This is a genomic window from Plantactinospora veratri (genome assembly GCF_036421995.1).
Classification (GTDB): Bacteria; Actinomycetota; Actinomycetes; order Mycobacteriales; family Micromonosporaceae; genus Plantactinospora; species Plantactinospora veratri.
On sequence record NZ_JAZGQL010000023.1, the window covers coordinates 1 to 24,465 of the forward strand.

A 24,465-nucleotide genomic window follows, 5' to 3' on the forward strand; every position below is an offset into this window, starting at 1 on the left:
GGGGGGGGGCGGGGGGGGGGGGCGGGGGGGGGGGGGGGGGGGGGGGGGGGGCCGGGGGGGGGGGGGGGGGGGCGGGGCCCCCGGCCCCGCCCCCCACGTCTCTGTGGTTTCCGGGCTCCACACGCGTGCACAGATTCTGTGCACAACTATTGTGCACAACGTTTGTGCACAGTTATTGTGCACGCATGGAACCCGAGTCGTCGCCTCCCGACCAGCTCTCGCCCTCGGTGGTGGCGCTGGACAGCACCCAGATCCGCGTCCTGGCCCATCCGCTGCGCGCCCGGCTGCTGATCGCGCTCCGCTCCGACGGTCCGGCCACCGCGACCCGGCTGGCCCAGGCGCTCGGCACCAACAGCGGCGCCACCAGCTACCACCTGCGGCAGCTCGCCGACGCCGGGCTGGTGGTGGAGGAGCCGGACCGGGGATCCGGACGGCAGCGCTGGTGGCGGGCCGCACACCAGTTCAGCAGCTGGCGCCGGAGCAACTTCGACGGCGATCCGGACGCGCTGGCGGCAGCCGACTGGCTGCACCGGCACGCGGTACGGCTGCACGCCGACCTGACCGAGCGCTGGATCACCGAGCAGCACGAATTCCCGGTCGAGTGGCGTGACGCGGCCACCTTCTCCGACGTGCTGCTCCGGCTGACCCCGGCACAGTTGCGCCAGCTCAACGACGAACTGCACGCGGTGGTCGACCGCTACCAGCACGCCGTACCGGGGGTCGACGGTGTGGACCTGCCGGAGCCGGGGGACGGCACCGAGCAGGTCCTGCTCTACCTGCACAGCTTCCCGGTGCGCGCCCGGATACCCCTGGCCGGCGGAGTCGACGAGGACGGAGAGCGGCCGTGACCGCGCTGACCGGCCGGCAGGTCCGGCGGCGCTACCTGATCCTGCACGGGCTGCGCTGGCTGCCCACCGGGCTGCTGATCCCGGTGCTCATGCTGCTGTTGCTGGAACGCGGGCTCAGCCTGCCGCAGGTCGGGTTCGTCGCCGCCGCGCAGGGCCTGATGGTGCTCGCGCTGGAGCTGCCGACCGGCGGATTCGCCGACGCGCTGGGACGCAAACCGGTGCTGGTCGGGGCGGCGCTGGTCAACCTCGGATCGCTCCTGCTCCTGCTGACGGCCGACTCCTTCGTGCTGTTCCTCCTGGTGTTCCTGCTCCAGGGCATCTTCCGGGCCCTGGACAGCGGCCCGCTGGAGTCCTGGTACGTCGACGCCGCCCTGGCCGCCGACCCCGACGCGCCGATCGAGCGCGGCCTCAGCGCCGGCGGCGTCGTCCTCGGCGTCTGCATCGGTGCCGGCGCGCTGCTCAGCGGCGGCCTCGTCGCGCTCGGCCCGGTCGGCGGAATCAGCGCGCTCACCCTGCCGGTGCTGGTGGCGATCACCCTGGAGGTGGTCGCCCTGGCCACCATGCTCCTGCTGCTGGTGGAGGTGCGCCCGGCAGCCGGTGTCGCCGCGCTGCGCGGCTCGCTCCGAGCGGTGCCCGGCGCGATCGGCGGTGCCCTGGGGCTGGCCCGCCGCTCCCGGATCGTGCTCGCGCTGATCGCGGTGGAGTTGTTCTGGGGCTTCGGGATGGTCACCTTCGAGACGCTGCTGCCGGTCCGGCTCGCCGAGGTGCTCGGCAACCCGGACCGGGCGGCGGCGCTGCTCGGTCCGACCGCCTCGGTGGCCTGGCTCGCCTCGGCGGGCGGCGCGGCGCTGATCGCGTACGCGAGCCGGTGGCTGGGCGTGCCGGTCAGTGCCGGGCTGCTCCGGATCCTCCAGGGGGCCACGGTCGTCGGGATGGGACTGCTCGCCGGGCCGGTCGGGATCATCGCGGCCTACCTGCTCTGCTACGCCGTGCACGGCGCGTCCAACCCGCTGCACGCAGGGCTGCTGCACCGGCAGGTCGACGGCCCGTACCGGAACAGTGTCATCTCGCTGAACTCGATGGTGGCCCAGCCGGCCGGCGCGCTCGGCGGCGTCGTGCTCACCTCGCTGGCCGCAGCGACCTCGGTGAGCACGGCGATGGTGGTGGGCGGCATCGTACTGGCCGCCGCCGCACCGCTCTACCTGCCGGCCTGGTGGGCGAACCGCCGTGCTCCGGTCCCCGCCCAGCCAGATCCGTCCGGGCCCGGTACTTCGGCATCGGCTCCGGCCGAGCCGGGTCCGGCGGGATCGGTGCCGACCGCCATCGAGGTCCAGGGGAGCGGTTCGGTGACGTCGAGCCACGGCTAGCGCCGGTCGGCCCGGTGGTTCTCGCTCCCGCACCGGCGAAGGACGCGACCACGGTTCGGCAGGCCGAGCCGGACCTGAGCGGTGGGGTGGCGGTGCGCTGGCTCGACGGGGTGTCCCGGCCGGGACCCGTGCCATCCCCCCGGCTTCGCCGGCCGTCCCCCCGAGCTTCGCTGGCCGGGGCGGCGGCCGGGGGATTGGCCCGGGTCGCCGTCGGGTACATCCTGGCCGACCTACTGGGACCCCCGCCGGAGGAACACATGCTTGCCTATATCGCCGCCGGAGTCTTCGCCTTCGCGCTGCTGCTGGACCTGTTCGACGAGAACCTGGGCGCGCCCGACCTGTTCAACTTCTCCACCCTGGTGCTGATCGGCCTGCTCTGCCTCGCCCTCTACCTCGCCGGAGTGGGTCGCGGCCCACGCACCGCCGGTGGCGGCGGTGGCGGACGGTGGTACCGGGGTCGCCGGCCCGGTCGAGGCTGATGTCCGTCGGAACCACGACCGGCCCGGTTATCGGTGCATTTCCGGCACCGGAAACCGGGCCGGTAATGTCTTCGTGATGGAGTCCGACGGCCTATTCTCACTCGTCGATCCCGCGGGCGGGCGCAGCGCGCCGGCCGGGACCGCCGCCGACGGCTTCACCGTACCCTCCGCCGACTCGCCGCTGCCGGTCCGGATGCGTCCGGCCAGCCTGGACGAACTGATCGGGCAGGACCATCTGCTCGCACCCGGGGCACCACTGCGACAGCTCGTGACCGGCGCGTCACCGATGTCGGTGATCCTGTGGGGGCCGCCGGGCAGCGGCAAGACCACCATCGCGCACCTGGTGGCCCGGGCCACCGAGCGACGCTTCGTGGCGATGTCGGCGCTCTCCGCAGGGGTGAAGGACGTCCGCGCGGTGATCGACACCGCCCGTCGCGAGCGGCGGGCCGGCGGGCGTCCGACCGTACTCTTCATCGACGAGGTGCACCGGTTCAGCAAGACCCAGCAGGACTCCCTGCTGGCCGCGGTCGAGGACCGTACGGTCACCCTGCTGGCGGCGACCACGGAGAATCCGTACTTCTCGGTCATCTCGCCGCTGCTTTCCCGGTGCGTACTGCTCACCCTGCAATCGCTGGACGACGACGCGGTACGGGGACTGCTCCGCCGAGCCGTCGTCGACGAGCGCGGACTGGCCGGCGCGCTCACCCTCGCTCCCGATGCCGAGGAGCACCTCGTCCGGCTCGCCGGAGGGGACGTACGCAAGGCGCTCACCGCGCTGGAGGCGGCGGCCGGCTCGGCCACGGCCCTGGGCGAGACCGTGATCAACCTGGCCACCGCCGAGCAGGCCGTCGACGTGGCCGCGGTCCGTTACGACCGCGACGGCGACGCCCACTACGACGTGGTGAGCGCCTTCATCAAGAGCATGCGGGGTTCCGATGTGGACGCGGCGCTGCACTGGCTGGCCCGGATGCTGGTGGCGGGCGAGGACGCCCGGTTCATCGCCCGGCGGATCGTGATCTTCGCGAGTGAGGACGTCGGGATGGCCGATCCGACCGCGCTGAGCGTCGCCACCGCCACGGCGCACGCCGTCGAGTACGTCGGCCTGCCCGAGGCACAGCTCAACCTCGCCCACGCCGTCATCCACATGGCCACCGCGCCGAAGTCCAACTCGGCGACCACGGCGATCGGCGCGGCGATCGGCGACGTACGGGCCGGTCGGGGCGGTTCGGTGCCCCGGGCGCTGCGCGACGCACACTATTCCGGGGCACGGGGACTGGGGCACGGCACCGGTTACCGCTATCCGCACGACGACCACCGGGGGGTGGTCACCCAGCAGTACGTCCCGGACGACCTGGTCGGGGTGGACTACTACCGGCCGAGCGGACACGGCGCGGAGCGAGCCGTCGAAACCCGGCTGCCACTGCTGCGCCGGATCGTCCGGGGGCAGGGCCCGCCGCCGACCGGCGGCACTGCCAAGCAAGCCGGAGGTGGGGGCGGCCCCGGCAGGCGGGCCCCGGCGACAGCCCCCGACGAGGCACCGGGGGAAGCCGCGAACGGCGAGGTGCCGGACGGTGCCACGAACGGCAGGGTGCCGGGGGAAGCCGCGAACGGCGAGGTGCCGCACGGTGCCGCCAACGGCGAGGCACCGGAGGATGCCGTGAACGGCAGGGTGACAGCAGACGGCGGCGGGACGCCCGAGGGGGAGGAAGACCAGTGAGATCGCGCGGTTCGGACCGGGGCGAGGACGGCCACGACGAGCGGCGGGAACCACGGGGCAAGGGACGCCGCTGGGGCCGGGGCAGGTCGGAGGAGACTCCGCCCGAGCAGCCGGAGGTAAGCGGCGAGGAGCTCGGCTGGATCACCGACCTGCGTACCGCCAAGGAGCAGAAGGTCGACATCGGCCCGGCCGACGGCACCACCCCGGCCGACCCGCCGGCCCGGGTCCCCGCCGCCTACGAACGGCTGCCGGAGGCCGGTCCGGACGACACCGGCTCGGTGCCGTCGCCCGGATCGCCGTCGGCGGATCCGATGGCCGGGCCCGGCCGGCGCCGGGACGAGCCGGAGCCGCCGGTACCGCCCCGCCGCGCACCGGAATCTGCCGAGCCGGCCCCGCCCGTGCGGGGCCCCGGTCCCCAGCCGCCGCGTGCCGAGCCGCGTTCCCCGGCCGTCCCGCCGCCACCGACCTCCGTGGTCCCGCCGGTCGTGCCGGCACCACCGCTCGGCCGACCGGGCCGTCCGGCCGAGCCCGCTCCGACGGCCTGGTCCGGACCGGCGCCGGAGCATCGCCCCGGCAGCGACCGGGGCGAGCCGGCGATGCGGCCCGGCGCCGCACCGTGGCCGGGTGAGCCGGTACCGCCCGCCGGGCACCAGCCCCGGCACGGCGCCGCACCGGTCGAGCCGGCTGCGGGGCGGCGGGCAGCGGGCGGCCGTGCGGAGGAGCCGTCCCCGGGCCGCCGGGCGGCCCCGCCCACCGAGCCCGGCGACGGTCGGCACGGCCGGCCGGCCGGCTCCGCCGCCGGTGACTTCGCCGGTCCGGGCAGCCTGCCGGGCTCCGGCGGGCGGGTCGGGCCGCCGGCCGCGCCGACCAGCGGGGAATTCGTCGTACCGGCCTCCGGCAACGCCCCGCCGGTTCCGACCGCTCCGGCCGTACCGGGTCGGCCAGGTGCCGCCGAGCGCGACCAGGGCGGGCCGGGACGCGGCGGTCCGGTCCTGGGCGCGCGTCGCCCCGGCGCCGTTGTGCCGCCCTCCGGGGCGCACGCCGCCGACGCCGGTACGCACTCCGCCGCCGGCTACTCCACGGGTGCCGGTACGCCCCCCTCCGGCGGGGCACCCTCGGCGAGCCCCGGCGCCTCCTCGACGGGCGGGGGAGCGCACTCCGCCCCCGGAGGTACGCACTCCGCTGATGCGGCGCACTCGGCCGGTGGCGGTGCACACGCCGCGGCCAGCGGTCCGCCCGGCTCGGGAGCGCGTTCCGTCCCGGGTGGCGCGCACTCGGCCGGCGAGCGGGAGACCCGCCCGCCCGGTCATCCCGAGCGGCCCGCTGACTGGATCCGCAAGGCTGGTCGGGGCGGTGTCCGCCCGGTCACCCCGGCCGCCGGATACGGGCCACCGGCCCCGGCGTCCGGAGCCGGGGCGCCCGGGTATCCGCCGGTCCCGGGTGGTCCGGTCCCGGGTGGTCCGGCCGGCCCGGAGCCGGGCAGCCGGCCGGTAGCCGGGCCGGGTTCGGTGACCAGGCCGGGCAGGGCCGCCAACCGGCCACCCTCCGGGCCGGACGGCTTCGACGCCGGGCACCCGGGCCCGGGCCGGCACGGGGCACCGTCGACCGACGACTCCCGGGACGGCGGACGGATTCCCCGGGGCCGCCCCGGCACTGCGACCCCGTCCGGGCCGCCGTTCGAGGCCGACGGCACGGGCGGCGGCCGGCACGGTGGACTGCCGCCGGTCGTACCCGGGCGGCACGGCGCCGTCGCACCACCGCTCGGCGCCGGGGCACGCGGCGATCTTCCGGCCGCCGGAGGCCCGTCCGGAGCCGGTGTGCCAGTGGCGCCGGGTGCTTCCCGCACCGCACCGCCGCGCGGCGGCGCCCCCCGGCCGGTCGAGCCGGCTGCCGAGCCGGGATCTCCACGGGTCACCGGGCTCGGTCGAACCCCGGTGGAACCGGCGGAGCGGCGCGCTGCGCCGGGCGGCCGGTACCCTGCCGTGCCGGCCGACCGGAGCGGTCCGCCGGCACCCGGCCGGGGCGACGCTCCCGGCGGCGCTGCTCGGGCGTCGGCCCGGGGACCCGTCGCACCCGTCCACCCTGGACCCGGTTCCGCCCCACCGGCCGGACCGGCCCGGGAGCCCGGCGCCGGTACGCCCGTGCGTCCCGCCCCGGTCCAGGCCGGTCGGGCGCCGACGGTCCGGCCCGCACCGGGCCTGCCGGACGGCCCGTCCCGGGACGAGGCGGTCCGGCCCGAGTCCCCGACCCGCCCACCGGTACGCCCGGGCGGCGCCTCCCGCTCCGACGGTCCGCCCCGTTCCGACGGTCCGGCCCGCTCCGACGGGACGGCCCGTTCCGGGGTCGCGCCGCCGGTCGCCGGACCCCGCCCCGACGGCGGACCGGACCTCCCCGACCCGGCGCAACCGTCGGCGGAGCCGGCCCGGGGTGCCCGGGCGGAGCTGCGGCGGCAACTCCGCGAACAGCGTCGGTTGAAGACGATCGCGCTGCTCCTGGCCAGCCTGCTGGTGCTCGGCGCCCTGCCGACGTACTTCGGGGTCCGGGCCGCGACCCGGGATCCGGTGTTCAACTCCCTCGACGCGCTGGCGGTGCCGGCCTGGGCCGCCACCGACACGGTCGACGGGGTGAGCGGCAGCCGGTGGTGCTTCATCGAGTGCCGCTTCCGGGAGCGGACCGTCGAGTCGGACCGGGCGTGGGAGGAGACGGCGCAGGTCTACGAGGCCGCGTTGACCCGCGAGGGATGGCGGCCGTGGAAGGTGGCGCTCTGCCCGGAACAGCCGGTGGAGGGGCACTACACCTGCTGGCGCCGGGACGAGTTGACCCTCGACATGTGGGTACGGAAGCCGGCCTGCCCCGACCCGGTGCTCTCCGTGCCGGGCGCGGCGCCGTCGCCGGCCGCGACCGGGCCGGGGGGGGTGAACTGCGACGGTGCGCTCGTCTCGATCAAGGTGCGCAACGCGATCGCGGACGATCGGGTCGGCCCGCAGCCGACCACTGATCCGTCACTCACCGGCGTGGACCCGGATCCGCTCTTCACCGACGATCCGCTCGGCGGGCTGACGCCCACACCCACCCCGTCGTGAGGCCGTCGGTCGTCACCGACGGTAGGGTTCGGGGTTGGTACTCCGAAGGGCATTCCGGGTAACCGTCGTGGGACGGCGCCGGACGTCCGGGTGAGACGGTCGCGCGCGATATCCGAGACGGTGCATAGAGGAGGACAACGGGTGGACGCTGGAGAGATCGGCCAGATCGCTGCGCTCGTCGCTGCCGGTGCGTTCCTGATGCTGGTGTTGGTGCTGGCCAGGCCGATCTGGCGGCTGGGCAACACGGTGGACGCGGCGACCCAGGCGATCAACGACATCAATGACCGCACGGCGCCGCTGCTCGCCAACATGAACGTCACGGTGGAGAACGTGAACACCGCGCTGGGGCAGGTGCACACCTCGCTGGACGGGGTGAACATCCAGCTCGCCAAGATCGACACGATGACCGGTCACGCCCAGAACGTCACCGCCAACATCGCCAACCTGAGCACCGTGGTTTCGGCGGCGGCGGCGAACCCGCTGGTCAAGGTGGCCGCCTTCGGGTACGGCGTGCGCAAGGCCGCCTCTGCCCGGCGGCACGCCGAACAGGAGCGCGAGGTCCGTACCACCCTGAAGCAGCAGCGTCGGGCCGCCCGGCGCGGCGCACGCTGACCCGCCGCACACGGCGATCCGGTACGGAGGAAGGATGAGGCCATGAGACGACTGCTCTGGCTGGGCATCGGGCTGGCCGTCGGCGCCCTGGTGGTCCGCAAGCTGACCCGCACCGCACAGGCGTACACGCCGGGTGGCATCGCGAATTCGCTGGCGGAGTCGGCCGGTGGTCTGGTGCAGTCCCTGCGGGACTTCGCGGACGATGTCCGGGACGGCATGGCCGAGCGTGAGCAGCAGATCCACCAGGCGTTCGCCGAGGGCGTCGCGTTCGACGACCAGTTCGAGGAGCTGCGCGAGGACCCGCGCATCGGCGACCGCGAGTTGTTTCCGGAGGATGGCACCAGATGAGGTTTCCGGAGGAAGGCACGAGATGAAAACGGCGGAAGTCAAGCGGCGCTACCTGGCGCACTTCGAGGCCAACGGGCACACGGTGGTGCCGTCCGCTCCGCTGCCGGCGATCGACGACCCGAACCTGCTCTTCGTCAACGCCGGCATGGTGCAGTTCGTGCCGTACTTCCTCGGGCAGCAGACACCGCCGTTCCGGCGGGCGGTGTCGGTGCAGAAGTGCATCCGTACCCCGGACATCGACGAGGTCGGCAAGACCAGCCGGCACGGCACCTTCTTCCAGATGAACGGGAACTTCTCGTTCGGTGACTACTTCAAGGAGGGCGCGATCGCGCTCGCCTGGGAGCTGGTCACCAAGCCGGTCGCCGAGGGCGGTTTCGGGCTGGACCCGGAGCGGATCTGGCCGACGGTCTATCTGGACGACGACGAGGCCGAGGCGATCTGGCGCAAGACCGGTGTGCCGGCGGAGCGGATCGTCCGGCGGGGCAAGGCGGACAACTTCTGGTCGATGGGGATTCCCGGGCCGTGCGGGCCCTGCTCCGAGATCTACTACGACCGGGGCCCGGCGTACGGTGCCGAGGGCGGGCCGGCGGTCGACGAGGACCGCTACCTGGAGTTCTGGAACCTCGTCTTCATGCAGTTCGAGCGGGGTCCGGGCACCGACAAGGAGAACTTCCCGATCCTCGGCGACCTGCCGGCGAAGAACATCGACACCGGCATGGGCCTGGAGCGGATGGCCGCCATTCTCCAGGGGGTCGACAACCTCTACGAGATCGACGAGGTGCGGCCGATCCTGGACCGGGCGGCCGAGCTGACCGGCCGGCGGTACGGGGCGCACTCCGGGCACGCGGCGAGCGAGTCGCACCCGGACGACGTACGGCTGCGGGTGGTCGCCGACCATGTGCGGACCGCGCTGATGCTGATCGGTGACGGGGTGACCCCGGCCAACGAGGGGCGCGGCTACGTGCTGCGCCGGATCATGCGGCGGGCGATCCGGGCGATCCGGCTGCTCGGCTGGCAGGAGCGGGCGCTGCCCGAGCTGCTGCCGGTGGCCCGGGACTGCATGTCCCCGTCCTACCCGGAGCTGGCGAGCGAGTTCGACCGGATCTCCTCGTACGCCTACGCCGAGGAGGACGCGTTCCTGGCCACCCTGCGGGCCGGTACGACGATCCTGGACACCGCGATCGCGGAGACCCGTTCGGCGGGCGGGGCGAAGCTCTCGGGCGACAAGGCGTTCCAGCTGCACGACACGTACGGCTTCCCGATCGACCTGACCCTGGAGATCGCCGCCGAGCAGGGTCTCTCGGTGGACCAGGACGGGTTCCGCCGGCTGATGGCCGACCAGCGGGCCCGGGCCAAGGCCGACGCGCAGGCCCGCAAGACCGGGCACGTGGACCTGTCGGCGTACCGTTCGGTGCTCGACTCCGGCGGGCCGGTGCAGTTCACCGGCTACACCGAGGTCTCCCGGGAGTCGTCGGTGCGGGCGCTGCTCGGTGCCGGCGGCGTGCCGGTCGAGGTGGCCGGCGAGGGCGACACGATCGAACTGGTGCTGGACGCGACCCCGTTCTACGCCGAGGGTGGCGGTCAGCAGCCGGACGTCGGCCTGGTCACCGTCGGCGCCGGTCAGGTCGAGGTGCTCGACGTGCAGCAGCCGATCCCGGGGCTGATCGTGCACCGGGCCCGGGTGGTCCGGGGCGAGGTTCGCACCGGTGAGGCCGGCCTCGCCGAGATCGACGTGGTACGCCGCCGGGCGATCTCCCGGTCGCACACCGCGACCCACCTGGTGCACCAGACGATGCGTAACTTCCTCGGCGAGTCGGCGACCCAGGCCGGTTCGCTGAACGCCCCGGGGCGGTTGCGGTTCGACTTCAACACCCCGACCGGGGTGGCGCCGAGCGTGCTGCACGACGTCGAGCAGCAGGTCAACGAGGTGCTCCTGGCCGACCTGGAGGTGCACGCCTTCATCACCTCGCAGGAGGAGGCCCGCCGGCTCGGCGCGATGGCGCTCTTCGGCGAGAAGTACGGCGACGAGGTGCGGGTCGTCGAGGTCGGCGACTACGCCCGGGAGCTGTGCGGCGGTACCCACGTGGCCCGCTCGGCCCAGCTCGGGCTGGTGAAGATCCTCTCCGAGTCCTCGATCGGCTCCGGGGTACGCCGGGTCGAGGCGCTGGTCGGTCTCGACGCGTTCCGGTTCCTGGCCAAGGAGCACCTGTTGGTCTCCCGGCTGGCCGAGCTGTACCGGGTCCCCGGCGACCAGGTGGCGGACCGGGTCGAGCAGACGGTCGCCCAGCTCCGGGACGCCGAGCGGGAGCTGGAGAAGCTGCGCGCCCAGTTGGTGCTCGGCGGTGCGGCGGCGCTCGCCTCGGCGGCCCGGGACATCCGCGGGGTCGCCTTCGTCGGCACCGAGGCGCCGGAGGGCGCGGCCGGCAACGACGTGCGTACCCTCGCGCAGGAGATCCGGGGCAAGATCGACGCGGCCCGTCCGGCGGTGGTCGCGGTGGCGGCCCGGGCGAACGGCAAGGCGTCACTGGTGGTGGCGGTGAACGGCGCGGCCAAGGACCGGGGCGTCTCGGCGGCGGTCCTGGTCAAGGCCGCGCTCTCCGGCCGGGGCGGCGGCAACGCCGACCTGGCCCAGGGCGGCGGCCTGCCGGCCGGTGAGGCGCCGAGCCTGCTGGCCGCGGTCGAGAAGGCGCTAGTCGAGGCGTGACCTCGGGCACTGTTTGCTCCCCGGCGGGCCGTTGTGATTGGATCTCCAGCCACGACGGCCCGCCGGCCGGGCGGAGTTGCCCCGGGCCGGCCGACAGGAATCGGATGAACCAGTTTTCCGGTGGCGTAGCACGATGAACCGACCTTCCCCGAGCGCATCGTCTCGGGTCCGACCCCGTCGCGGACCTGGTGGTCCGTACACCGGCTCTGCCTGCGGCGGGACGCGATGACCGTCCCGTCCCGTGGCGTACGACTCGGCGTGGACGTCGGCCAGGTACGCGTGGGCGTGGCGCTCTCCGACCCGGACGGGATCCTGGCCACCCCGCTGGTGACGCTGGCCCGGGACCTGAAGACCGGTATTGAGGCGGTTCCGGCCGATATCTCAGAACTCGCGCGGCTCGTCGAACTCCACGAGGTGGTCACGGTGGTGGTCGGGCTGCCGGTGAACCTCGCCGGGGTGCACGGACCGGCGGCGACCCAGGCGAAGGCGTACGCCCAGCGGCTGGCCGCCGCGATCGCGCCCGTGCCGGTCGATCTGGTGGATGAAAGGATGTCGACCGTCGTGGCTTCTCGTAGGCTAGCCGAGCGGGGCGTCCGAGGACGGCGTCAACGGGCGGTGGTCGATCAGGCGGCCGCGGTGGAGATTCTGCAGAGCTGGCTGGACAGGCAGCGGAGGCGGACGGGATGATCGACGAGTTGGAGCTCGCGTTCGACGAGCGTGCGGAGAAGGGACGCCACCGGCGCGGCGCGCAGCGCAAGCGCGACGGCAAGAAGAAGCGTGGCGGGCGGGGCCGCACGGTCGCGGCGCTGTTGATGACGTTCGTGCTGCTCGGCGTCCTCGGGGGCGCCGGCTGGTACGGCTTCGACCGGGTGCAGGGCTACTTCGTCACGCCGGACTACGACGGCAGCGGCAGCGGTGAGGTCCAGGTCCAGGTCGAAGAGGGCCAGAGCATCGCCGAGATCGCCAACACGCTGGTCGCGGCCGGCGTCGTCAAGAGCACCAAGGCGTTCATCGAGGCGGCCCAGGAGAACTCGCGGAGCCAGAACATCCAGCCGGGCACCTACAAGGTCCGCAAGGAGATGAACGCGAAGGCCGCGCTCGGCCTGCTGCTCGACCTGAAGAACAAGCTCGTCAACGGCTTCCTGGTCAGGGAGGGCGCCACCGTCAAGCAGATCTTCAAGGCGCTGGCGGCCGAGACGAAGCTCCCGGTCAAGGACTTCGAGACCGCCGCCAAGGACCTGAAGGGGCTCGGCATCGCGGACTTCTGGTTCAAGCGCGACGACGGCCAGAAGGCCGACAAGTCGATCGAGGGCTTCCTCTTCCCGGACACCTACGAGCTTCCGCCGAACGCCAGTGCCGAGGCGATCCTCAAGCTGATGGTGCAACGCTTCCTGTCGGTGGCCGAGGAGATCGACTTCGCCGACCGGGTGCGGAAGGAGCGCGAGATCAGCCCGTACGAGGCGCTGATCGTGGCGTCGCTGGCCCAGGCCGAGGCGGGCAACGCCGACGACCTCGGCAAGGTCGCCCGGGTGGCCTACAACCGGATCTACAGCGAGGCCCACTACTGCAAGAACGGTAACGGCCTGACCGGCTGCCTGGAGTTCGACGTCGGGGTCAACTACTACTGGGAGCGGACCGGCAAGAAGACCAAGCGGTCCGGGGACATGACGGACGCGGAACTCTTCGACAAGAACAACCCGTACCGGATGCACGGCAAGGCCGGGCTGCCCCCCGGGCCGATCAACAACCCCGGCCAGAAGGCGCTGGAAGGGGCGATGAACCCGCCGAAGGGGACCTGGCTGTTCTTCGTGGCGGTCGACAAGGAGGGCCACTCCGAGTTCGCCACCACCAACGAGGAGCACGAGCGGAACAAACAGAAGGCCCGCGAGAACGGCGTGCTCTGAGGTGACGACGTGCTGAGCGCCCAGCGCCGGGCGGCGGTGCTGGGCAAGCCGATCGCGCACTCGCTCTCCCCGGTGATCCACAACGCCGGCTACGCGGCCGCCGGGTTGACCGGCTGGTCCTACACGGCGATCGAGTGCGCCGAGGCGGAGCTGCCCGACCTGGTGGCCGGGCTCGGCCCGGAATGGGCGGGGCTCTCGCTGACCATGCCGCTGAAGGAGGCGGCGCTCGCGGTGGCCGGCCAGGTCTCGCCGGTCGCCGCCGCGATCGGTGCCGCCAACACTCTGGTACGCCGGCCGGACGGCTCCTGGGCCGCCGACAACACCGACGTACCGGGGATGGTCGACGTGCTGACCGGCGCCGGTGTGCCGGCCGGCGCGGAGGTGGTGTTGCTCGGTGCCGGCGGTACGGCCCGGGCCGCGCTCGCCGCCGCGGTCCAACTGGCCGCCCGCCGGGTCACCTGCCGGGTACGCCGGCCCGCCGCCGGTGCGGAGCTGGCCCGGCTGGCCGGCACGCTCGGGCTGCGGTTCGAGATCGCGGAGTGGGCGGCTCCGAGCGAGCGGGACGGCGCGGATCTGGTGATCTCCACCGTGCCGAAGGGGGCCGCCGACGGGTTCGCGGCGGCGGCCCGGTCCTGGCGGCCCGAGACGGTCTTCTTCGACGTCGTCTACGACCCGTGGCCGACTCCGCTGGCCGCGGCTGCGGCGGCGGCCGGCTGCCGGATCGTCTCCGGCCTCGACCTGCTGCTCGCCCAGGCGGTCGGGCAGTTCGAGCAGTTCACCGGGGTTTCGGCCCCGGTGCACGAGATGCGTTCCGCCCTCGCCGCCGCGCGCGCCGGGCACTGAGCGGACCCGGGTCGCGTGGTCGACGTGGTTCGGATGCTCGACTGGCGGGGCTCGCAGCAGCCCGCCCCGGAGCGCCGGGGGAAGGCGGCGAACCGAGGCGGGCCGATCGGGTGCTGAGAGAGGTCATGGGCGGCGCCGGGGCACCCAGTAGAGGATCTGTCCGGCGATCAGCGCGGGGTGCGTGTCGGGCATGGATCGCAGTGCGCGGGTGAGGTGTACGCCGAGGTACATCATCAGCCCGACTCGGTTCCCTTTGAACCCGATCATCAGGGCCGGGCGGGCGGGCGCGCAGGGCCAGGGGTCCCGGCAGGTTTCGCAGCTGTACGACTGCGTCGGAATGTGTCTGCCGGTCGGGTAGCGACGCTGGGCGAGCCGTCGCATGTGCCGGTACCAGCGCTCCTGCGGCCCGATCACCGCTACATCCGACCGGCGCGCTCGGCATCGGACGTTCGTTCCCGGTAGTGGCCCCGGTTGGTCCGGGCCGGTGTCGGTGCGCCGGTTCGGCCGATCCGGTGTGGACCGGCCGGCGAGTTCCAGAGCGGATCCCGGCCGTGCCGTGCCCAGCGCGAGCCCGGTGGCGGCGGACCGATCGGCTCCGACCGCGTGACCTTGGGTGAGAACGCCTTCATGCCGGCCCGGTACTCCGCTTCGGTCATCGGGCGCAGCGGGGGGCCGAATGGCAGCGGAATCCGTTTGAGTGAGTCTGGGCAGGCCCAGCGGTGGCCACATCGGCAGTACAGCCACAGCCGCCGCCAGTCTCGTCGGTGTTGTTGTCGCCTTTCCAGCGCCATCGGATCACCTCTCGGGGTCTCGGAGATTCGAAGGCGGGGACCGCCAGTGCCTCTGAGTCGGTCCCCGCCCCTTTGACGGAGGCGGCCAATCCGGGGAGCGCAATGGGACGCCCTCCAGGGAATGGACGGGCCGTGTTCGCAAGCTCCTCCGTCTGCCCTCCACCCTGGATCGTGACCCTGTGGTGACGGAAGATGTGCTGAGAGCAGTAGTGGCCTACAACCAGACCGAGGGGGATAGTTGGCCGACACGAACGAGTTTCGTCACCTGTTGCGCAGGCTTCGGGTGGAGCGCGGAATGTCGCAGGACGCCGTGGGGCTGAGGTACACGTCAGTGGCTCTCAAATCGGTCACTACGAGTCGGGCCGGAGCGTCCCCGCCGACGGCATGGCGGACGCTCTTGACCGCGCACTTGGCGCCGGCGGCGAACTGGTCCGTGTGGCCGACAGGTCTCGGGGAGATTCGGTCGCTCCATGGCTGCGTCCGTGGGAGGAGAACGAGGCGCGCGCGGTCATCCTGCGGTGGTTTGAACCGTCCGTAATTCCTGGCCTGCTCCAGACGGACGAGTACGCGCGAGCGGTGACGGCCGCAGGACCCCACACTGCGGATCAGGTCGAGGAAGCGGTTCGGACAAGGATCAGGCGGCAAGCGGCCGTCTTCGACCGACCGACTCCGGTCGTCCTCACCGCCATCATCGGCGAGGCTGTATTGCGGCACGGCGACCCCGGGGTTATGAAGCGACAGCTCGAGCACCTTGTTGACGTCGGTCACCGGCCGAACGTGCACGTCAGGATGGTGCCGTTCACGGCCGGCCTGCACGTGGGGCATGCCGGGGCGTTCGCCGTCGCCACACTGACGGACGGCGCGTCCGTCGCCTACGTCGACCATCAACTGTCCGGGGACGTAGCGGCCAAGGTCCGAGACCTCTTGTACCTGGGGCGCGCGTGGGAATCCATCTGCGCCGTGGCGCTACCCTGGTCAGAAACCAGAGACTTCATCCTGAGGGTGATTGATGACCATGGAGCCGCGTTGGCGAAAGAGCAGCCGTAGCAGCCCGAATGGCGGTGCCTGTGTCGAGGTTGCCGACAATCTTCCGGGCCGGGTGCTGGTCCGGGACACCAAGGATCGGGATGGCGGCACCCTGACCTTCGGTTCGACCGCTTGGCGGGCGTTCGTCGGCGAGGTAGCCCGGCGGCCGTAGCCGGCAGAGACACGACCAGCGCCCCGCTATCCGGACCACCCGGGCGGCGGGGCGCTCATGTGTGTTCTGCCGGGGCGGGACCGGCGGGCGTACCCGTTCGTTCGGTTTTCACCGGCTCACCCGCTTCGGCCGCTTCGCCGCCGGCTCGGTCGGCCCCCGTCCTCCTTCCCCCGGCGAGGGTGAGGACCATCAGTGCGGAGAGCGCGGCACTGCCGAGCACCGACACGGCCATCGGCGCGCCGACGCCGGGACGGTGCCGGCCGAGGAGACGACGGGGGCGAGGATGACCGACGAGGCGACGGTCGGCGCGGCGGAGACGCTCGGCGGCGCGGTGGCCGACCTGCACCGGGTGCTGCGCCGGTCGACCAGCCGGCGTACCGGCCGGACACCGCTGCCGGACGCCCAGGTGGAGGTGCTCCGGCTGGTCGAACGCTGCCCCGGGATCAGCGTGAAGGAGGCCGCAGAGCGGCTGCACACCGCCGCCAACACGGTCAGTACCCTGGTCGGCGACCTCGCCGGCGCCGGCCTGCTGGAGCGCACCCGGGACCCGCAGAACCGGCGGATCGTCCGGCTCCGGCTGACCCCGGCCGCACACCTGCGGATCGGCGACTACGTCGCACACCGGCGGGACCTGCTGCTCGACGCGCTGCACCGGCTCGACGAGCCGGCCCGGCGGGACATCGTCCGGGCCGCCGACCAGCTGCGGCGCCTCGCCGACCTCCTCGCCGACCAGGAACGTGCCGACCGGCCGCCCGGCCCGCCGGAGACCGCCAGTCCGTAGAACGGGACGGCGCGGGCGGTGCGCGGCAGCGGACCGGGGCCGTGCCAAACTTGACCGGCGGGCGGCCGGCCCGGTCGCGACGAGGAGAGGGTTGGTCGTGTTGCGCTGGTTGACGGCGGGGGAGTCCCATGGTCCCGCCCTGGTTGCGGTGCTGGAAGGGTTGCCGGCCGGGGTCGAGGTGACCAGTGAGGAGGTCGTCCGCCAGTTGGGTCGCCGCCGGCTCGGCTACGGCCGGGGCGCCCGGATGGCCTTCGAGCGGGACGAGGTCGAGATCATCGGCGGACTCCGGCACGGTCTGACCCTGGGCAGCCCGGTGGCTATCCGGGTCGGCAACTCGGAGTGGCCGAAGTGGCAGACGGTGATGGCGGCCGACCCGGTCGACCCGGAGCTGCTCGCCGGGCAGGCCCGCAACGCGCCGCTCACCCGCCCCCGACCCGGGCACGCCGACCTGGCCGGCATGCAGAAATACGGCCACACCGACGCCCGGCCCATCCTGGAGCGGGCCAGCGCCCGCGAAACCGCCGCCCGGGTCGCGGTCGGCACCGTCGCCCGGGCCCTGCTCCGGCAGGCGCTCGGCATCGAGATCGTCTCGCACGTGGTGGAACTCGGCTCGGTGGCAGCCAAACCCGGGCTCCAGCCCCGGCCGGAGGACGCCGAGCGGATCGACGCCGACCCGCTGCGCTGCCTCGACCCGGAGGCCAGCGCCCGGATGGTCGCCGAGGTGGACGCCGCCAAGGCCGACGCCGACACCCTCGGCGGCATCGTCGAGGTGCTCGGCTACGGGGTGCCGCCAGGGCTGGGCAGCCATGTGCAGTGGGACCGCAAGCTCGACGCCCGGCTCGCCGCGGCGCTGATGTCCATCCAGGCCATCAAGGGTGTGGAGATTGGCGACGCCTGGCAGCAGGCCCGGTCCCGCGGCTCGGTGGCGCACGACGAGATCGTCCCCACCGCGACCGGGGTACGCCGGGTCACCGACCGGGCCGGCGGCCTGGAGGGCGGGATCACCACCGGCGAGCCACTGCGGGTACGCGCCGCGATGAAGCCGATCTCCTCGCTCAACCGGGCACTCTCCACCGTGGACGTCACGACCGGCGAGCCGGCGACCGCGATCAACCAGCGCTCCGACGTCTGCGCCGTACCCGCCGCCGCGATCGTCGCCGAGACGATGGTCGCGCTGGTACTGGCCGAGGCGGCGTTGGAGAAGTTCGGCGGCGACTCGGTCGCCGAGATCCGCCGCAACCTCGCCGGCTACCTCGACAACCTGGTGATCCGGTGAGCGCGAGGAGTGAGCCGGGTTTGCGAGCCCCGCAGTCGCGAACGGAACGGGAGCACGGCTGATGGCGCCGGCCTGTGTCCTGGTCGGCGTGATGGGCGCCGGCAAGACCAGCACCGGGCTGCTGGTCGCCAAGGGTCTCGGGGTCGACTTCCGGGACACCGACGCCGACATCGAGGCGACGGCCGGCAAACCGATACCGGAGATCTTCGTCGACGACGGCGAGGACCATTTCCGTACCCTGGAACGGGCCGCCGTGGCGGAGGCGCTGGCCTCCTTCGACGGGGTGCTGGCGCTCGGCGGCGGCGCGATCCTCGCCGAGGAGAACCGCGCCGCACTCGCCGGGCACCGGGTCATCTACCTCTCGGTGGAGCTGCCGGACGCGGTCAAGCGGGTCGGCCTGGGCACCGGCCGGCCGCTGCTCGCGATCAACCCCCGGGCCACCCTGAAGCACCTGCTCGACCAGCGGCGCCCGCTCTACACCGAGGTGGCCACGCAGATAGTGGTGACCGACGGCCGGACCCCGGAGCAGGTCGCCGACGAGATCTTGGCGGGTCTCGCCAGCGAGTCGACCTAGGTCGTGGACACTTTGGTCCACTGGCACCGGTCCGGAGCGATCTGGTCCAGCGGCGTCATCGCCGGAGCCGGCGATGGCCCGACCGAGGCTGGCTGCCGCGGACGGGCCATCCTGGATTACGCGCCCGGGCGCAGTTGGTAGGCGGCGGAGCAGTTGCCGACGCCGGTACGACAGATTCGGATCTGGTTGCCCGAGGCTGTCGCTGACACGTATTCCTCGCTGGAGCTACATGCCCGGTCGCCACTCCATTGCCACTGGCCGCCCGGCAGCCGAATCTGCCACTGGGCGCAGTGGCCGTCCGTCAACGGATCCTTGGCGTAGAGGCGGTGGATGTTGTCGCCGGCGTAGACAGCGCGACCCGCCGCCCCGGTGGTCGACAACGACACGGCGGCGTACGAAGGGGTGCTTGCGATCGCGACCATGGCGGCCGCGGCCAGAGCGACGACGCCCCCGCGCCTTGCCCAGCTCGATTCTCGGAGCTTGCTCATAGAATCCCCCGAACGTGTTGATAGGAATGAATCTTCACCATACGGAGCGAAACCACTTCCTCGCTGACCGCAATGCTGTGTGGCGGCTCACACTCTGTGTCGGCAGGAATCGGTTACGGGTGGCTGCGCGCCCCCACGCCAGAGGTCGGTCGACCGTGCCGGTGCGGAACGCCGACCGGGCGCCGGACGGTCGCTGCTCACGGTCGACGGCCGTGGCCGCCGAGCAGATCATGTTCAGGCCGGTGGCCGACCGGGCTGACCGATCCGGTCCAGCAGTTCGGTCAGGCGCTTCGGCTCGGTGAACATCGGCCAGTGCCCGGTCGGCAGGCCGTAGAGGTCGGCACCGACCAACCCGGCGAAGAACGGGTGGCCCTGCGCGACCATCTGCCGGACCGTCTCCACCGGGAAGGTGCAGGCGATCAGCGCGGTCGGCACCGTGCCGCCGTGCGGCATCGTCACCGGGTCGGTGGCGGCCCGCAGCGGCTCGGCGGTGGCGCGGCGGCGGAGCAGGTCCAGGGCCGCGTCGTCCAGCCCGGTCAGGTTCGGGTCGGTGGCCGGGTCCCAGTCCGGCGGCGGCAGCAGATGTCCGTGGCCGATCAGTGCCCGGAGCCGCGCCTGCTCCTCCGGCGGGTTGGTGTCGAACTGCGCCGTACCCTCCGGCAGCGGTCCGCTGTCCAGGTAGACCACCCGGGCGATCCGGTCGGGGAGCCGGTCCGCCGCCTGCTGCACCGGCATCCCGCCGCCGGAGTGCCCGACGAGTACGACGTCGTGCAGCTCCTCCGCCTCGACCAGTCCGACGATGTCGGCGGTGTGCGTTTCCAGACCCACGTCGGGGCCGGCCAGGTGGGCCCGGTCGGCCAGGCCGGTCAGGGTCAGCGGGTACGCCCGGTGCCCGGCCGCGCGCAGCCCCTCGGTCACCTCCCGCCAGGCCCAGGCGCCGAGCCAGAAACCGGGGACGAGGACGAACGTGGCCATCTGTCTGCTCCTTCTGTCGGACGATCTGCTGCTGACGGTACGGTCGAATCCGGGCGACTTCCGCCCGGATAAGGAGAGTGACCCGTGCCACACCCCGCCGCCCGGGTACTCGGGATGCTGGAGCTGTTGCAGGGCTCGCACCGGCTCACCGGCGCCGAACTGGCCGCCCGGCTCGGTGTCGACGAGCGGACCGTCCGGCGCTACGCCGACACTCTGGTCGAACTCGGCATCCCGGTGACCGCCGCTCGAGGCCGGTACGGCGGCTACCGGCTCCAGCCCGGCTACCGGCTGCCGCCGCTGATGCTCACCGACGACGAGGCGGTGGCCGTACTGCTCGGACTGGTCGCCGCCGAACAGCTCGGGCTCGGCACCGCCGCACCCGCCACCGGGCTCGCCGAGGCGAAGATCCGCCGGGTACTGCCCGGACCGCTCGCCGACCGGCTCGACGGCCTGACCCGCAGCCTCGGCTTCAGCCTCCGACGGCCGGCCGACGCGCCCCGCCCGGCCACCGCGACCCTGCTCGCGCTCGGCGCGGCGACCCGCTCCCGGCACCGGGTCACCATCGACTACCGCTCCTGGCGCGGCGAGGTGTCGGTGCGCGAACTCGACCCGTACGGCCTGGTCTTCCACGCCGGTCGCTGGTACGTCACCGGCCACGACCACCGGCGCGACGAGATCCGCACCTTCCGGCTCGACCGGATCACCTCGGTCTCCACCGGCACCGACACCGACACCTTCACCGTGCCGGAGGGCTTCGATCCGGTCGGGCACGTCACCCGGTCGTTGGCCGCGGTGCCGTACCGCTGGGAGGTCGAGGTGCTGTTGGAGACCGACCTGGAGCAGGCCCGGCGCCGGGTGCCGCGCAGCGCCGCCGAGCTGACCGCCACCGCCGACGGCATCCTGTTGCGGGCCCGGGCCGAGGACCTGACCGGGATGGCCCAGCTTCTCGCCGGGCTGGGCTGGCCGTTCACCGTGCTGCGCCCGGACGAGCTGCGTACCGCCGTCGCCGGCTACGCCGGCACGCTCGCCGGGTACGCGGCCCGCCGACCGCCACTGGCGGCGGACCCGATCCTCTAGGCTCTAGCCCGATGGACGAGCTGACCCGAATTCCGGTCGGCGGCGACCGGCCGTACGACGTCCTCGTCGGCCGGGACCTGCTGGCCGCGCTGCCGCCCCTGCTGGACGGTGCCGAGCGCGTCGCCGTGCTGCACGCCCCGCCGCTGAAGGCGCACGCCGACGAGCTGGCCGAGCGGCTCCGTGCCGCCGGGGCCGACCCGCTGACCGTGCCGGTGCCGGACGCCGAGGCGGGCAAGGACATCGAGGTCGCTGCCGGCTGCTGGGCGCGGCTGGGCGCGGCGGGCTTCACCCGTACCGACGCGGTGGTCGGGGTCGGCGGCGGTGCCGTGACCGACCTGGCCGGCTTCGTCGCCGCCTGCTGGCTGCGCGGCGTGCGCTGGGTACCGGTGTCGACGTCGCTGCTCGGCATGGTCGACGCGGCGGTGGGCGGCAAGACCGGGGTCAACACCGCGGCCGGCAAGAACCTGGTCGGTGCCTTCCACCCGCCGGTCGGGGTGCTCTGCGACCTGGCGATGCTGGACTCGCTGCCGGCGGTCGACCTGGCGGCCGGGCTGGCCGAGGTGGTGAAGTGCGGCTTCATCGCCGACCCGGCCATCCTCGAACTGATCGAGTCCGACCCGACCGCCGCGACGGACCCGACCGGGCAGGTGGTCCGCGAGCTGGTCGAGCGGGCGATCCGGGTCAAGGCGGAGGTGGTCTCCGGCGACCTGCGCGAGGCGGGCCGGCGGGAGATCCTCAACTACGGCCACACCCTCGGGCACGCGATCGAGAAGGTCGAGGGCTACCGCTGGCGGCACGGGCACGCGATCTCGGTCGGCCTGGTCTACGCCGCCGGGCTGGCCTGGCGGGCCGGCCGGCTCGACGAGCCGACGGCGGCCCGGCACCGTACGGTTCTCGCCACGCTCGGGCTGCCGACGAGCTATCGGGCGGACGCCTGGCCGGAGCTGCTGGCCGCGATGCGGGTGGACAAGAAGACCAGGGGCAACCGGCTGCGGTTCGTGGTGCTGGACGGGCTGGCCGAGCCCGCCATCCTGGACGGTCCGGTCGACGAACTGCTGCGCGACGCGTACGCCGAGGTGGCCGGATGAGGGTCTACGTGCTCAACGGACCCAACCTGGGCCGGCTCGGCATCCGGCAGCCCGAGGTGTACGGCGCCACCAGCTATGCCGACCTGGTGGCGAGCTGCGAGGCGACCGGCGGGGAGCTGGGGCTGGACGTGCGGGTCCGGCAGACCGACGTCGAGGCGGAGTTGCTCGGCTGGCTGCACCAGGCGGCCGACGAGGAGGCGGCGGTGGTGCTCAACCCGGCCGCCTGGTCGCACTACTCCTACGCGGTCCGGGACGCCTGCGCGATGCTGCGTGGCCCGCTGGTCGAGGTGCACATCTCCAACATCCACGCCCGGGAGGAGTTCCGGCACCACTCGGTGGTCTCGGCTGTGGCGACCGGGGTGATCTGCGGCCTCGGCGTCGACGGCTACCGGCTCGCCCTGCTCCACCTGGCCGCGTTGCGGGACCGCTCCAACGGCTGACCGGCCGTCGCGGGGGTCGAAACGGGCTGGTCCTGATCAACTGGACACCCCTAGTAGACTTGCCGGGTCTGTCCGCCCGAATTAAAGATCAAGGCAGGAAATGGCCACCACCAACGACCTGAAGAACGGTCTGGTCCTCAACCTCGACGGCGAACTCTGGGCCGTCGTGGAGTTCCAGCACGTCAAGCCCGGCAAGGGCGGTGCCTTCGTCCGCACCACGCTGAAGAACGTGCTCTCCGGCAAGGTGGTCGACAAGACGTTCAACGCGGGTACGAAGGTCGACACGGCCACCGTCGACAAGCGCACCATGCAATACCTGTACGCCGACGGCGAGGACTACGTCTTCATGGATCTGGAGACGTACGACCAGATTCCGGTGCCCGGCGGCACGGTCGGCGAGGCCGCCAACTACCTGCTGCCCGAGGCGGAGGCGATCGTCGCCACCCACGAGGGTGTCCCGCTCTACGTCGAGCTGCCGACCAGCGTGGTGCTGGAGATCACCTACACCGAGCCCGGCCTACAGGGCGACCGGTCCACCGGCGGCAACAAGCCGGCGACGGTCGAGACCGGCGCCACCGTCCAGGTGCCGCTCTTCATCACCACCGGCGAGAAGATCAAGGTCGACACCCGCGACGGCCGCTATCTCGGCCGAGCCTGATGGCGGAGGGCCCCAAGCAGCAGATGCCCGCCCGCCGCAAGGCGCGCAAGCGGGCCCTTGACGTGCTCTACGAGGCGGACATGCGGGCCAGACCCGTCGCCGAGGTGCTGGTCGGCTATCTCCGTCGGTTGGAACAGCCGCGCCCGGAGCACCTGGACTACGCGATCGGTCTGATCGAGGGCGTGGCGGAGCACCAGGCCCGGATCGACGAGCTGATCGACAGCTATGCCGAGGGCTGGACGCTGGACCGGATGCCGGTCGTCGACCGCAACCTCGCCCGGATCGCCATCTACGAGCTGCTCTACCTCGACGAGATCGACGACGCGGTGGCGATCAGCGAGGCCGTCGAGCTGGCCCGGCAGATGTCGACCGACGACTCCCCCCGGTTCCTCAACGGTCTCCTGGGCCGGATCGCCGAGTACGCGACGCGCTGAGCCGTCACCTGCCCGCCGGGAGGACGGTCCGGCGTCGCGGTGCCGGCTGCCGGCCTCCCGGGCAGTGTCTGTGGTCGAGCCGCCCCGTTTGTGCGCCCACCGGAGCCTGCGGTCGCCCCGGTGGGCGGGGCTGACCGGGAAATCGGCGTTCGGTGCGGTCACCGGGCGGAAACCGGAACCGGGAATCCGGGGGCAGAAACGGCTCGCGGGGCCCGCGCCCGGTGGGCACGGACCCCGCGAGTCGGGGGAATCAGGACGCGAAGAGCGCCCGGGGGTCGGCGACGAGCACGCCGTGCTCGGTGAGTCGCTCGATCAGGCCGGAGGGGGAGGAGTCGTAGACGATCGCGAGCGCCCGCAGGTCGTCCGCGCGAATCGACAGCACCCGTCCGTTGTAGTCACCGCGCTGCTGCTGGATGGCCCGGGCATAGCGGGCGACGTAGGCGAGGTCCTCGGAGGCCTCGTCGTACAACCGCTCGAGGTCGAGCACGATCTTGTTCGTCGGCTCGTGACGGACGCCACTGCCGTCCGGCAGCAGCTCCGAGACGGGCACCCGGTAGAAGTCCGCGAGTTCGGCGAGACGGGAGACCGTCACCGCCCGGTCGCCCCGCTCGTACGAGCCGACCACGACGGCTTTCCACCGCCCGTTTGACTTCTCCTCCACCCCCTGCAGGGACAATCCCTGCTGCTGACGGATAGAGCGCAGGCGCGCGCCCAACGACTTGGCGTATTCAGAGGGCATTCGGCACTCCCAGTGCTGGTCGGGGATCTCCCCAGCGATCG

Annotated in this window: 25 protein-coding genes; 21 read left to right on the top strand and 4 right to left on the bottom strand. The window is 73.0% G+C overall.

The genetic code is table 11. The features are described from left to right. Nucleotides 1-185: 185 nt before the first annotated feature. The 11 genes from V1634_RS25405 (at nucleotide 186) to V1634_RS25455 (ending at nucleotide 13,905) form a co-directional block, all read left to right on the top strand. Nucleotides 186-848, top strand: coding sequence for an ArsR/SmtB family transcription factor (locus V1634_RS25405; RefSeq protein ID WP_331210407.1), 663 nt, complete (start codon nucleotides 186-188; stop codon nucleotides 846-848). Then, nucleotides 845-2,215 (top strand): MFS transporter, encoded by a 1,371-nt coding sequence (locus V1634_RS25410; protein ID WP_331210408.1) that lies wholly within the window; start codon nucleotides 845-847, stop codon nucleotides 2,213-2,215. The genes V1634_RS25405 and V1634_RS25410 overlap by 4 nt, the downstream gene beginning before the upstream one ends. A 14-nt stretch (nucleotides 2,216-2,229) precedes the next feature. Next, on the top strand, nucleotides 2,230-2,694 hold the full coding sequence (locus tag V1634_RS35520) for a hypothetical protein (RefSeq protein WP_407951852.1): 465 nt from the start codon (nucleotides 2,230-2,232) through the stop codon (nucleotides 2,692-2,694). Nucleotides 2,695-2,770: 76 nt separating this feature from the next. Continuing rightward, on the top strand, nucleotides 2,771-4,411 hold the full coding sequence (locus V1634_RS25420) for a replication-associated recombination protein A (protein ID WP_331210409.1): 1,641 nt from the start codon (nucleotides 2,771-2,773) through the stop codon (nucleotides 4,409-4,411). Nucleotides 4,412-6,852: 2,441 nt separating this feature from the next. Next, nucleotides 6,853-7,494, top strand: coding sequence for a hypothetical protein (locus tag V1634_RS25425; protein WP_331210465.1), 642 nt, complete (start codon nucleotides 6,853-6,855; stop codon nucleotides 7,492-7,494). A 141-nt stretch (nucleotides 7,495-7,635) separates the two neighbouring features. Continuing rightward, a complete protein-coding gene (locus V1634_RS25430) occupies nucleotides 7,636-8,106 on the top strand; it encodes a DUF948 domain-containing protein (protein ID WP_331210410.1) in 471 nt (156 codons plus the stop codon). Between the two features lie 42 nt (nucleotides 8,107-8,148). Continuing rightward, nucleotides 8,149-8,454, top strand: coding sequence for a hypothetical protein (locus V1634_RS25435; protein ID WP_331210411.1), 306 nt, complete (start codon nucleotides 8,149-8,151; stop codon nucleotides 8,452-8,454). A gap of 22 nt (nucleotides 8,455-8,476) precedes the next feature. After that, complete coding sequence (gene alaS / locus V1634_RS25440; RefSeq protein WP_331210412.1) at nucleotides 8,477-11,158, top strand: alanine--tRNA ligase; 2,682 nt, start codon at nucleotides 8,477-8,479, stop codon at nucleotides 11,156-11,158. 225 nt (nucleotides 11,159-11,383) lie between these two features. Beyond that, the gene (ruvX, locus tag V1634_RS25445; RefSeq protein WP_331210413.1) at nucleotides 11,384-11,845 is read left to right on the top strand and encodes a Holliday junction resolvase RuvX; all 462 of its coding nucleotides are present in this window, start codon (nucleotides 11,384-11,386) and stop codon (nucleotides 11,843-11,845) included. Further along, nucleotides 11,842-13,062: an endolytic transglycosylase MltG gene (gene mltG, locus V1634_RS25450; RefSeq protein ID WP_331210414.1), complete on the top strand. Its 1,221-nt coding sequence runs from the start codon at nucleotides 11,842-11,844 to the stop codon at nucleotides 13,060-13,062. Before ruvX ends, mltG begins: the two co-directional genes overlap by 4 nt. 12 nt (nucleotides 13,063-13,074) lie before the next feature. Next, a complete protein-coding gene (locus V1634_RS25455; protein ID WP_331210466.1) occupies nucleotides 13,075-13,905 on the top strand; it encodes a shikimate dehydrogenase in 831 nt (276 codons plus the stop codon). 123 nt (nucleotides 13,906-14,028) lie between these two features. On the opposite strand, the gene V1634_RS25460 is transcribed toward V1634_RS25455, so the two are convergent. Further along, entirely contained in the window at nucleotides 14,029-14,319 is a 291-nt protein-coding gene (locus V1634_RS25460; RefSeq protein ID WP_331210415.1) for a hypothetical protein, read from the bottom strand. Between the two features lie 611 nt (nucleotides 14,320-14,930). On the opposite strand from V1634_RS25460, the gene V1634_RS25465 reads away from it, so the two are divergent. The 5 genes from V1634_RS25465 (at nucleotide 14,931) to V1634_RS25485 (ending at nucleotide 18,525) form a co-directional block, all read left to right on the top strand. Continuing rightward, nucleotides 14,931-15,743, top strand: coding sequence for a helix-turn-helix domain-containing protein (locus V1634_RS25465; RefSeq protein ID WP_331210467.1), 813 nt, complete (start codon nucleotides 14,931-14,933; stop codon nucleotides 15,741-15,743). Then, nucleotides 15,712-15,894 carry a DUF397 domain-containing protein gene (locus V1634_RS25470; protein ID WP_407951854.1) on the top strand — a complete coding sequence of 61 codons (183 nt, stop codon included), beginning with the start codon at nucleotides 15,712-15,714 and terminating at the stop codon, nucleotides 15,892-15,894. The genes V1634_RS25465 and V1634_RS25470 overlap by 32 nt, the downstream gene beginning before the upstream one ends. A 283-nt stretch (nucleotides 15,895-16,177) precedes the next feature. Further along, nucleotides 16,178-16,675, top strand: a complete 498-nt coding sequence (locus V1634_RS25475) for a MarR family winged helix-turn-helix transcriptional regulator (RefSeq protein ID WP_331210417.1) — start codon at nucleotides 16,178-16,180, stop codon at nucleotides 16,673-16,675. A gap of 97 nt (nucleotides 16,676-16,772) precedes the next feature. Beyond that, entirely contained in the window at nucleotides 16,773-17,951 is a 1,179-nt protein-coding gene (gene aroC / locus V1634_RS25480) for a chorismate synthase (RefSeq protein ID WP_331210418.1), read from the top strand. Nucleotides 17,952-18,012: 61 nt separating this feature from the next. Beyond that, the gene (locus tag V1634_RS25485; RefSeq protein WP_331210419.1) at nucleotides 18,013-18,525 is read left to right on the top strand and encodes a shikimate kinase; all 513 of its coding nucleotides are present in this window, start codon (nucleotides 18,013-18,015) and stop codon (nucleotides 18,523-18,525) included. A 116-nt stretch (nucleotides 18,526-18,641) separates the two neighbouring features. Here V1634_RS25485 and V1634_RS25490 read toward each other — a convergent pair whose 3' ends face one another. Both V1634_RS25490 and V1634_RS25495 read right to left on the bottom strand, forming a co-directional pair. Next, on the bottom strand, nucleotides 18,642-19,013 hold the full coding sequence (locus V1634_RS25490) for a hypothetical protein (RefSeq protein WP_331210420.1): 372 nt from the start codon (nucleotides 19,011-19,013) through the stop codon (nucleotides 18,642-18,644). Nucleotides 19,014-19,247: 234 nt separating this feature from the next. Then, nucleotides 19,248-19,988: an alpha/beta fold hydrolase gene (locus V1634_RS25495; RefSeq protein ID WP_331210421.1), complete on the bottom strand. Its 741-nt coding sequence runs from the start codon at nucleotides 19,986-19,988 to the stop codon at nucleotides 19,248-19,250. An 84-nt stretch (nucleotides 19,989-20,072) separates the two neighbouring features. On the opposite strand from V1634_RS25495, the gene V1634_RS25500 reads away from it, so the two are divergent. The 5 genes from V1634_RS25500 (at nucleotide 20,073) to nusB (ending at nucleotide 23,685) form a co-directional block, all read left to right on the top strand. Then, on the top strand, nucleotides 20,073-21,065 hold the full coding sequence (locus V1634_RS25500; RefSeq protein ID WP_331210422.1) for a helix-turn-helix transcriptional regulator: 993 nt from the start codon (nucleotides 20,073-20,075) through the stop codon (nucleotides 21,063-21,065). Nucleotides 21,066-21,076: 11 nt separating this feature from the next. After that, the gene (aroB, locus tag V1634_RS25505) at nucleotides 21,077-22,153 is read left to right on the top strand and encodes a 3-dehydroquinate synthase (protein ID WP_331210423.1); all 1,077 of its coding nucleotides are present in this window, start codon (nucleotides 21,077-21,079) and stop codon (nucleotides 22,151-22,153) included. Beyond that, nucleotides 22,150-22,593 (top strand): type II 3-dehydroquinate dehydratase, encoded by a 444-nt coding sequence (aroQ, locus tag V1634_RS25510; protein WP_331210424.1) that lies wholly within the window; start codon nucleotides 22,150-22,152, stop codon nucleotides 22,591-22,593. The genes aroB and aroQ overlap by 4 nt, the downstream gene beginning before the upstream one ends. A 100-nt stretch (nucleotides 22,594-22,693) precedes the next feature. Further along, nucleotides 22,694-23,251, top strand: a complete 558-nt coding sequence (gene efp, locus V1634_RS25515; protein WP_107262813.1) for an elongation factor P — start codon at nucleotides 22,694-22,696, stop codon at nucleotides 23,249-23,251. A gap of 23 nt (nucleotides 23,252-23,274) precedes the next feature. Then, nucleotides 23,275-23,685 carry a transcription antitermination factor NusB gene (nusB, locus tag V1634_RS25520; protein ID WP_331210468.1) on the top strand — a complete coding sequence of 137 codons (411 nt, stop codon included), beginning with the start codon at nucleotides 23,275-23,277 and terminating at the stop codon, nucleotides 23,683-23,685. A 250-nt stretch (nucleotides 23,686-23,935) separates the two neighbouring features. Here the strand turns inward: nusB and bldD are convergent, their stop codons facing one another. After that, nucleotides 23,936-24,424: a transcriptional regulator BldD gene (gene bldD, locus V1634_RS25525; protein ID WP_101366736.1), complete on the bottom strand. Its 489-nt coding sequence runs from the start codon at nucleotides 24,422-24,424 to the stop codon at nucleotides 23,936-23,938. Nucleotides 24,425-24,465: the final 41 nt, after the last annotated feature.

Coding starts and splice junctions, on each gene's coding strand:
- efp (WP_107262813.1), top strand. CDS start 22,694: ATGGCCACCACCAACGACCTGAAGAACGGTCTGGTCCTCAACCTCGAC.
- alaS (WP_331210412.1), top strand. CDS start 8,477: ATGAAAACGGCGGAAGTCAAGCGGCGCTACCTGGCGCACTTCGAGGCC.
- V1634_RS25475 (WP_331210417.1), top strand. CDS start 16,178: ATGACCGACGAGGCGACGGTCGGCGCGGCGGAGACGCTCGGCGGCGCG.
- bldD (WP_101366736.1), bottom strand. CDS start 24,424: ATGCCCTCTGAATACGCCAAGTCGTTGGGCGCGCGCCTGCGCTCTATC.
- V1634_RS25405 (WP_331210407.1), top strand. CDS start 186: ATGGAACCCGAGTCGTCGCCTCCCGACCAGCTCTCGCCCTCGGTGGTG.
- V1634_RS25490 (WP_331210420.1), bottom strand. CDS start 19,013: ATGAGCAAGCTCCGAGAATCGAGCTGGGCAAGGCGCGGGGGCGTCGTC.
- V1634_RS25435 (WP_331210411.1), top strand. CDS start 8,149: ATGAGACGACTGCTCTGGCTGGGCATCGGGCTGGCCGTCGGCGCCCTG.
- V1634_RS25495 (WP_331210421.1), bottom strand. CDS start 19,988: ATGGCCACGTTCGTCCTCGTCCCCGGTTTCTGGCTCGGCGCCTGGGCC.
- aroQ (WP_331210424.1), top strand. CDS start 22,150: ATGAGGGTCTACGTGCTCAACGGACCCAACCTGGGCCGGCTCGGCATC.
- ruvX (WP_331210413.1), top strand. CDS start 11,384: ATGACCGTCCCGTCCCGTGGCGTACGACTCGGCGTGGACGTCGGCCAG.
- nusB (WP_331210468.1), top strand. CDS start 23,275: ATGCCCGCCCGCCGCAAGGCGCGCAAGCGGGCCCTTGACGTGCTCTAC.
- aroB (WP_331210423.1), top strand. CDS start 21,077: ATGGACGAGCTGACCCGAATTCCGGTCGGCGGCGACCGGCCGTACGAC.
- V1634_RS25420 (WP_331210409.1), top strand. CDS start 2,771: ATGGAGTCCGACGGCCTATTCTCACTCGTCGATCCCGCGGGCGGGCGC.
- V1634_RS25485 (WP_331210419.1), top strand. CDS start 18,013: ATGGCGCCGGCCTGTGTCCTGGTCGGCGTGATGGGCGCCGGCAAGACC.
- V1634_RS25470 (WP_407951854.1), top strand. CDS start 15,712: ATGGAGCCGCGTTGGCGAAAGAGCAGCCGTAGCAGCCCGAATGGCGGT.
- mltG (WP_331210414.1), top strand. CDS start 11,842: ATGATCGACGAGTTGGAGCTCGCGTTCGACGAGCGTGCGGAGAAGGGA.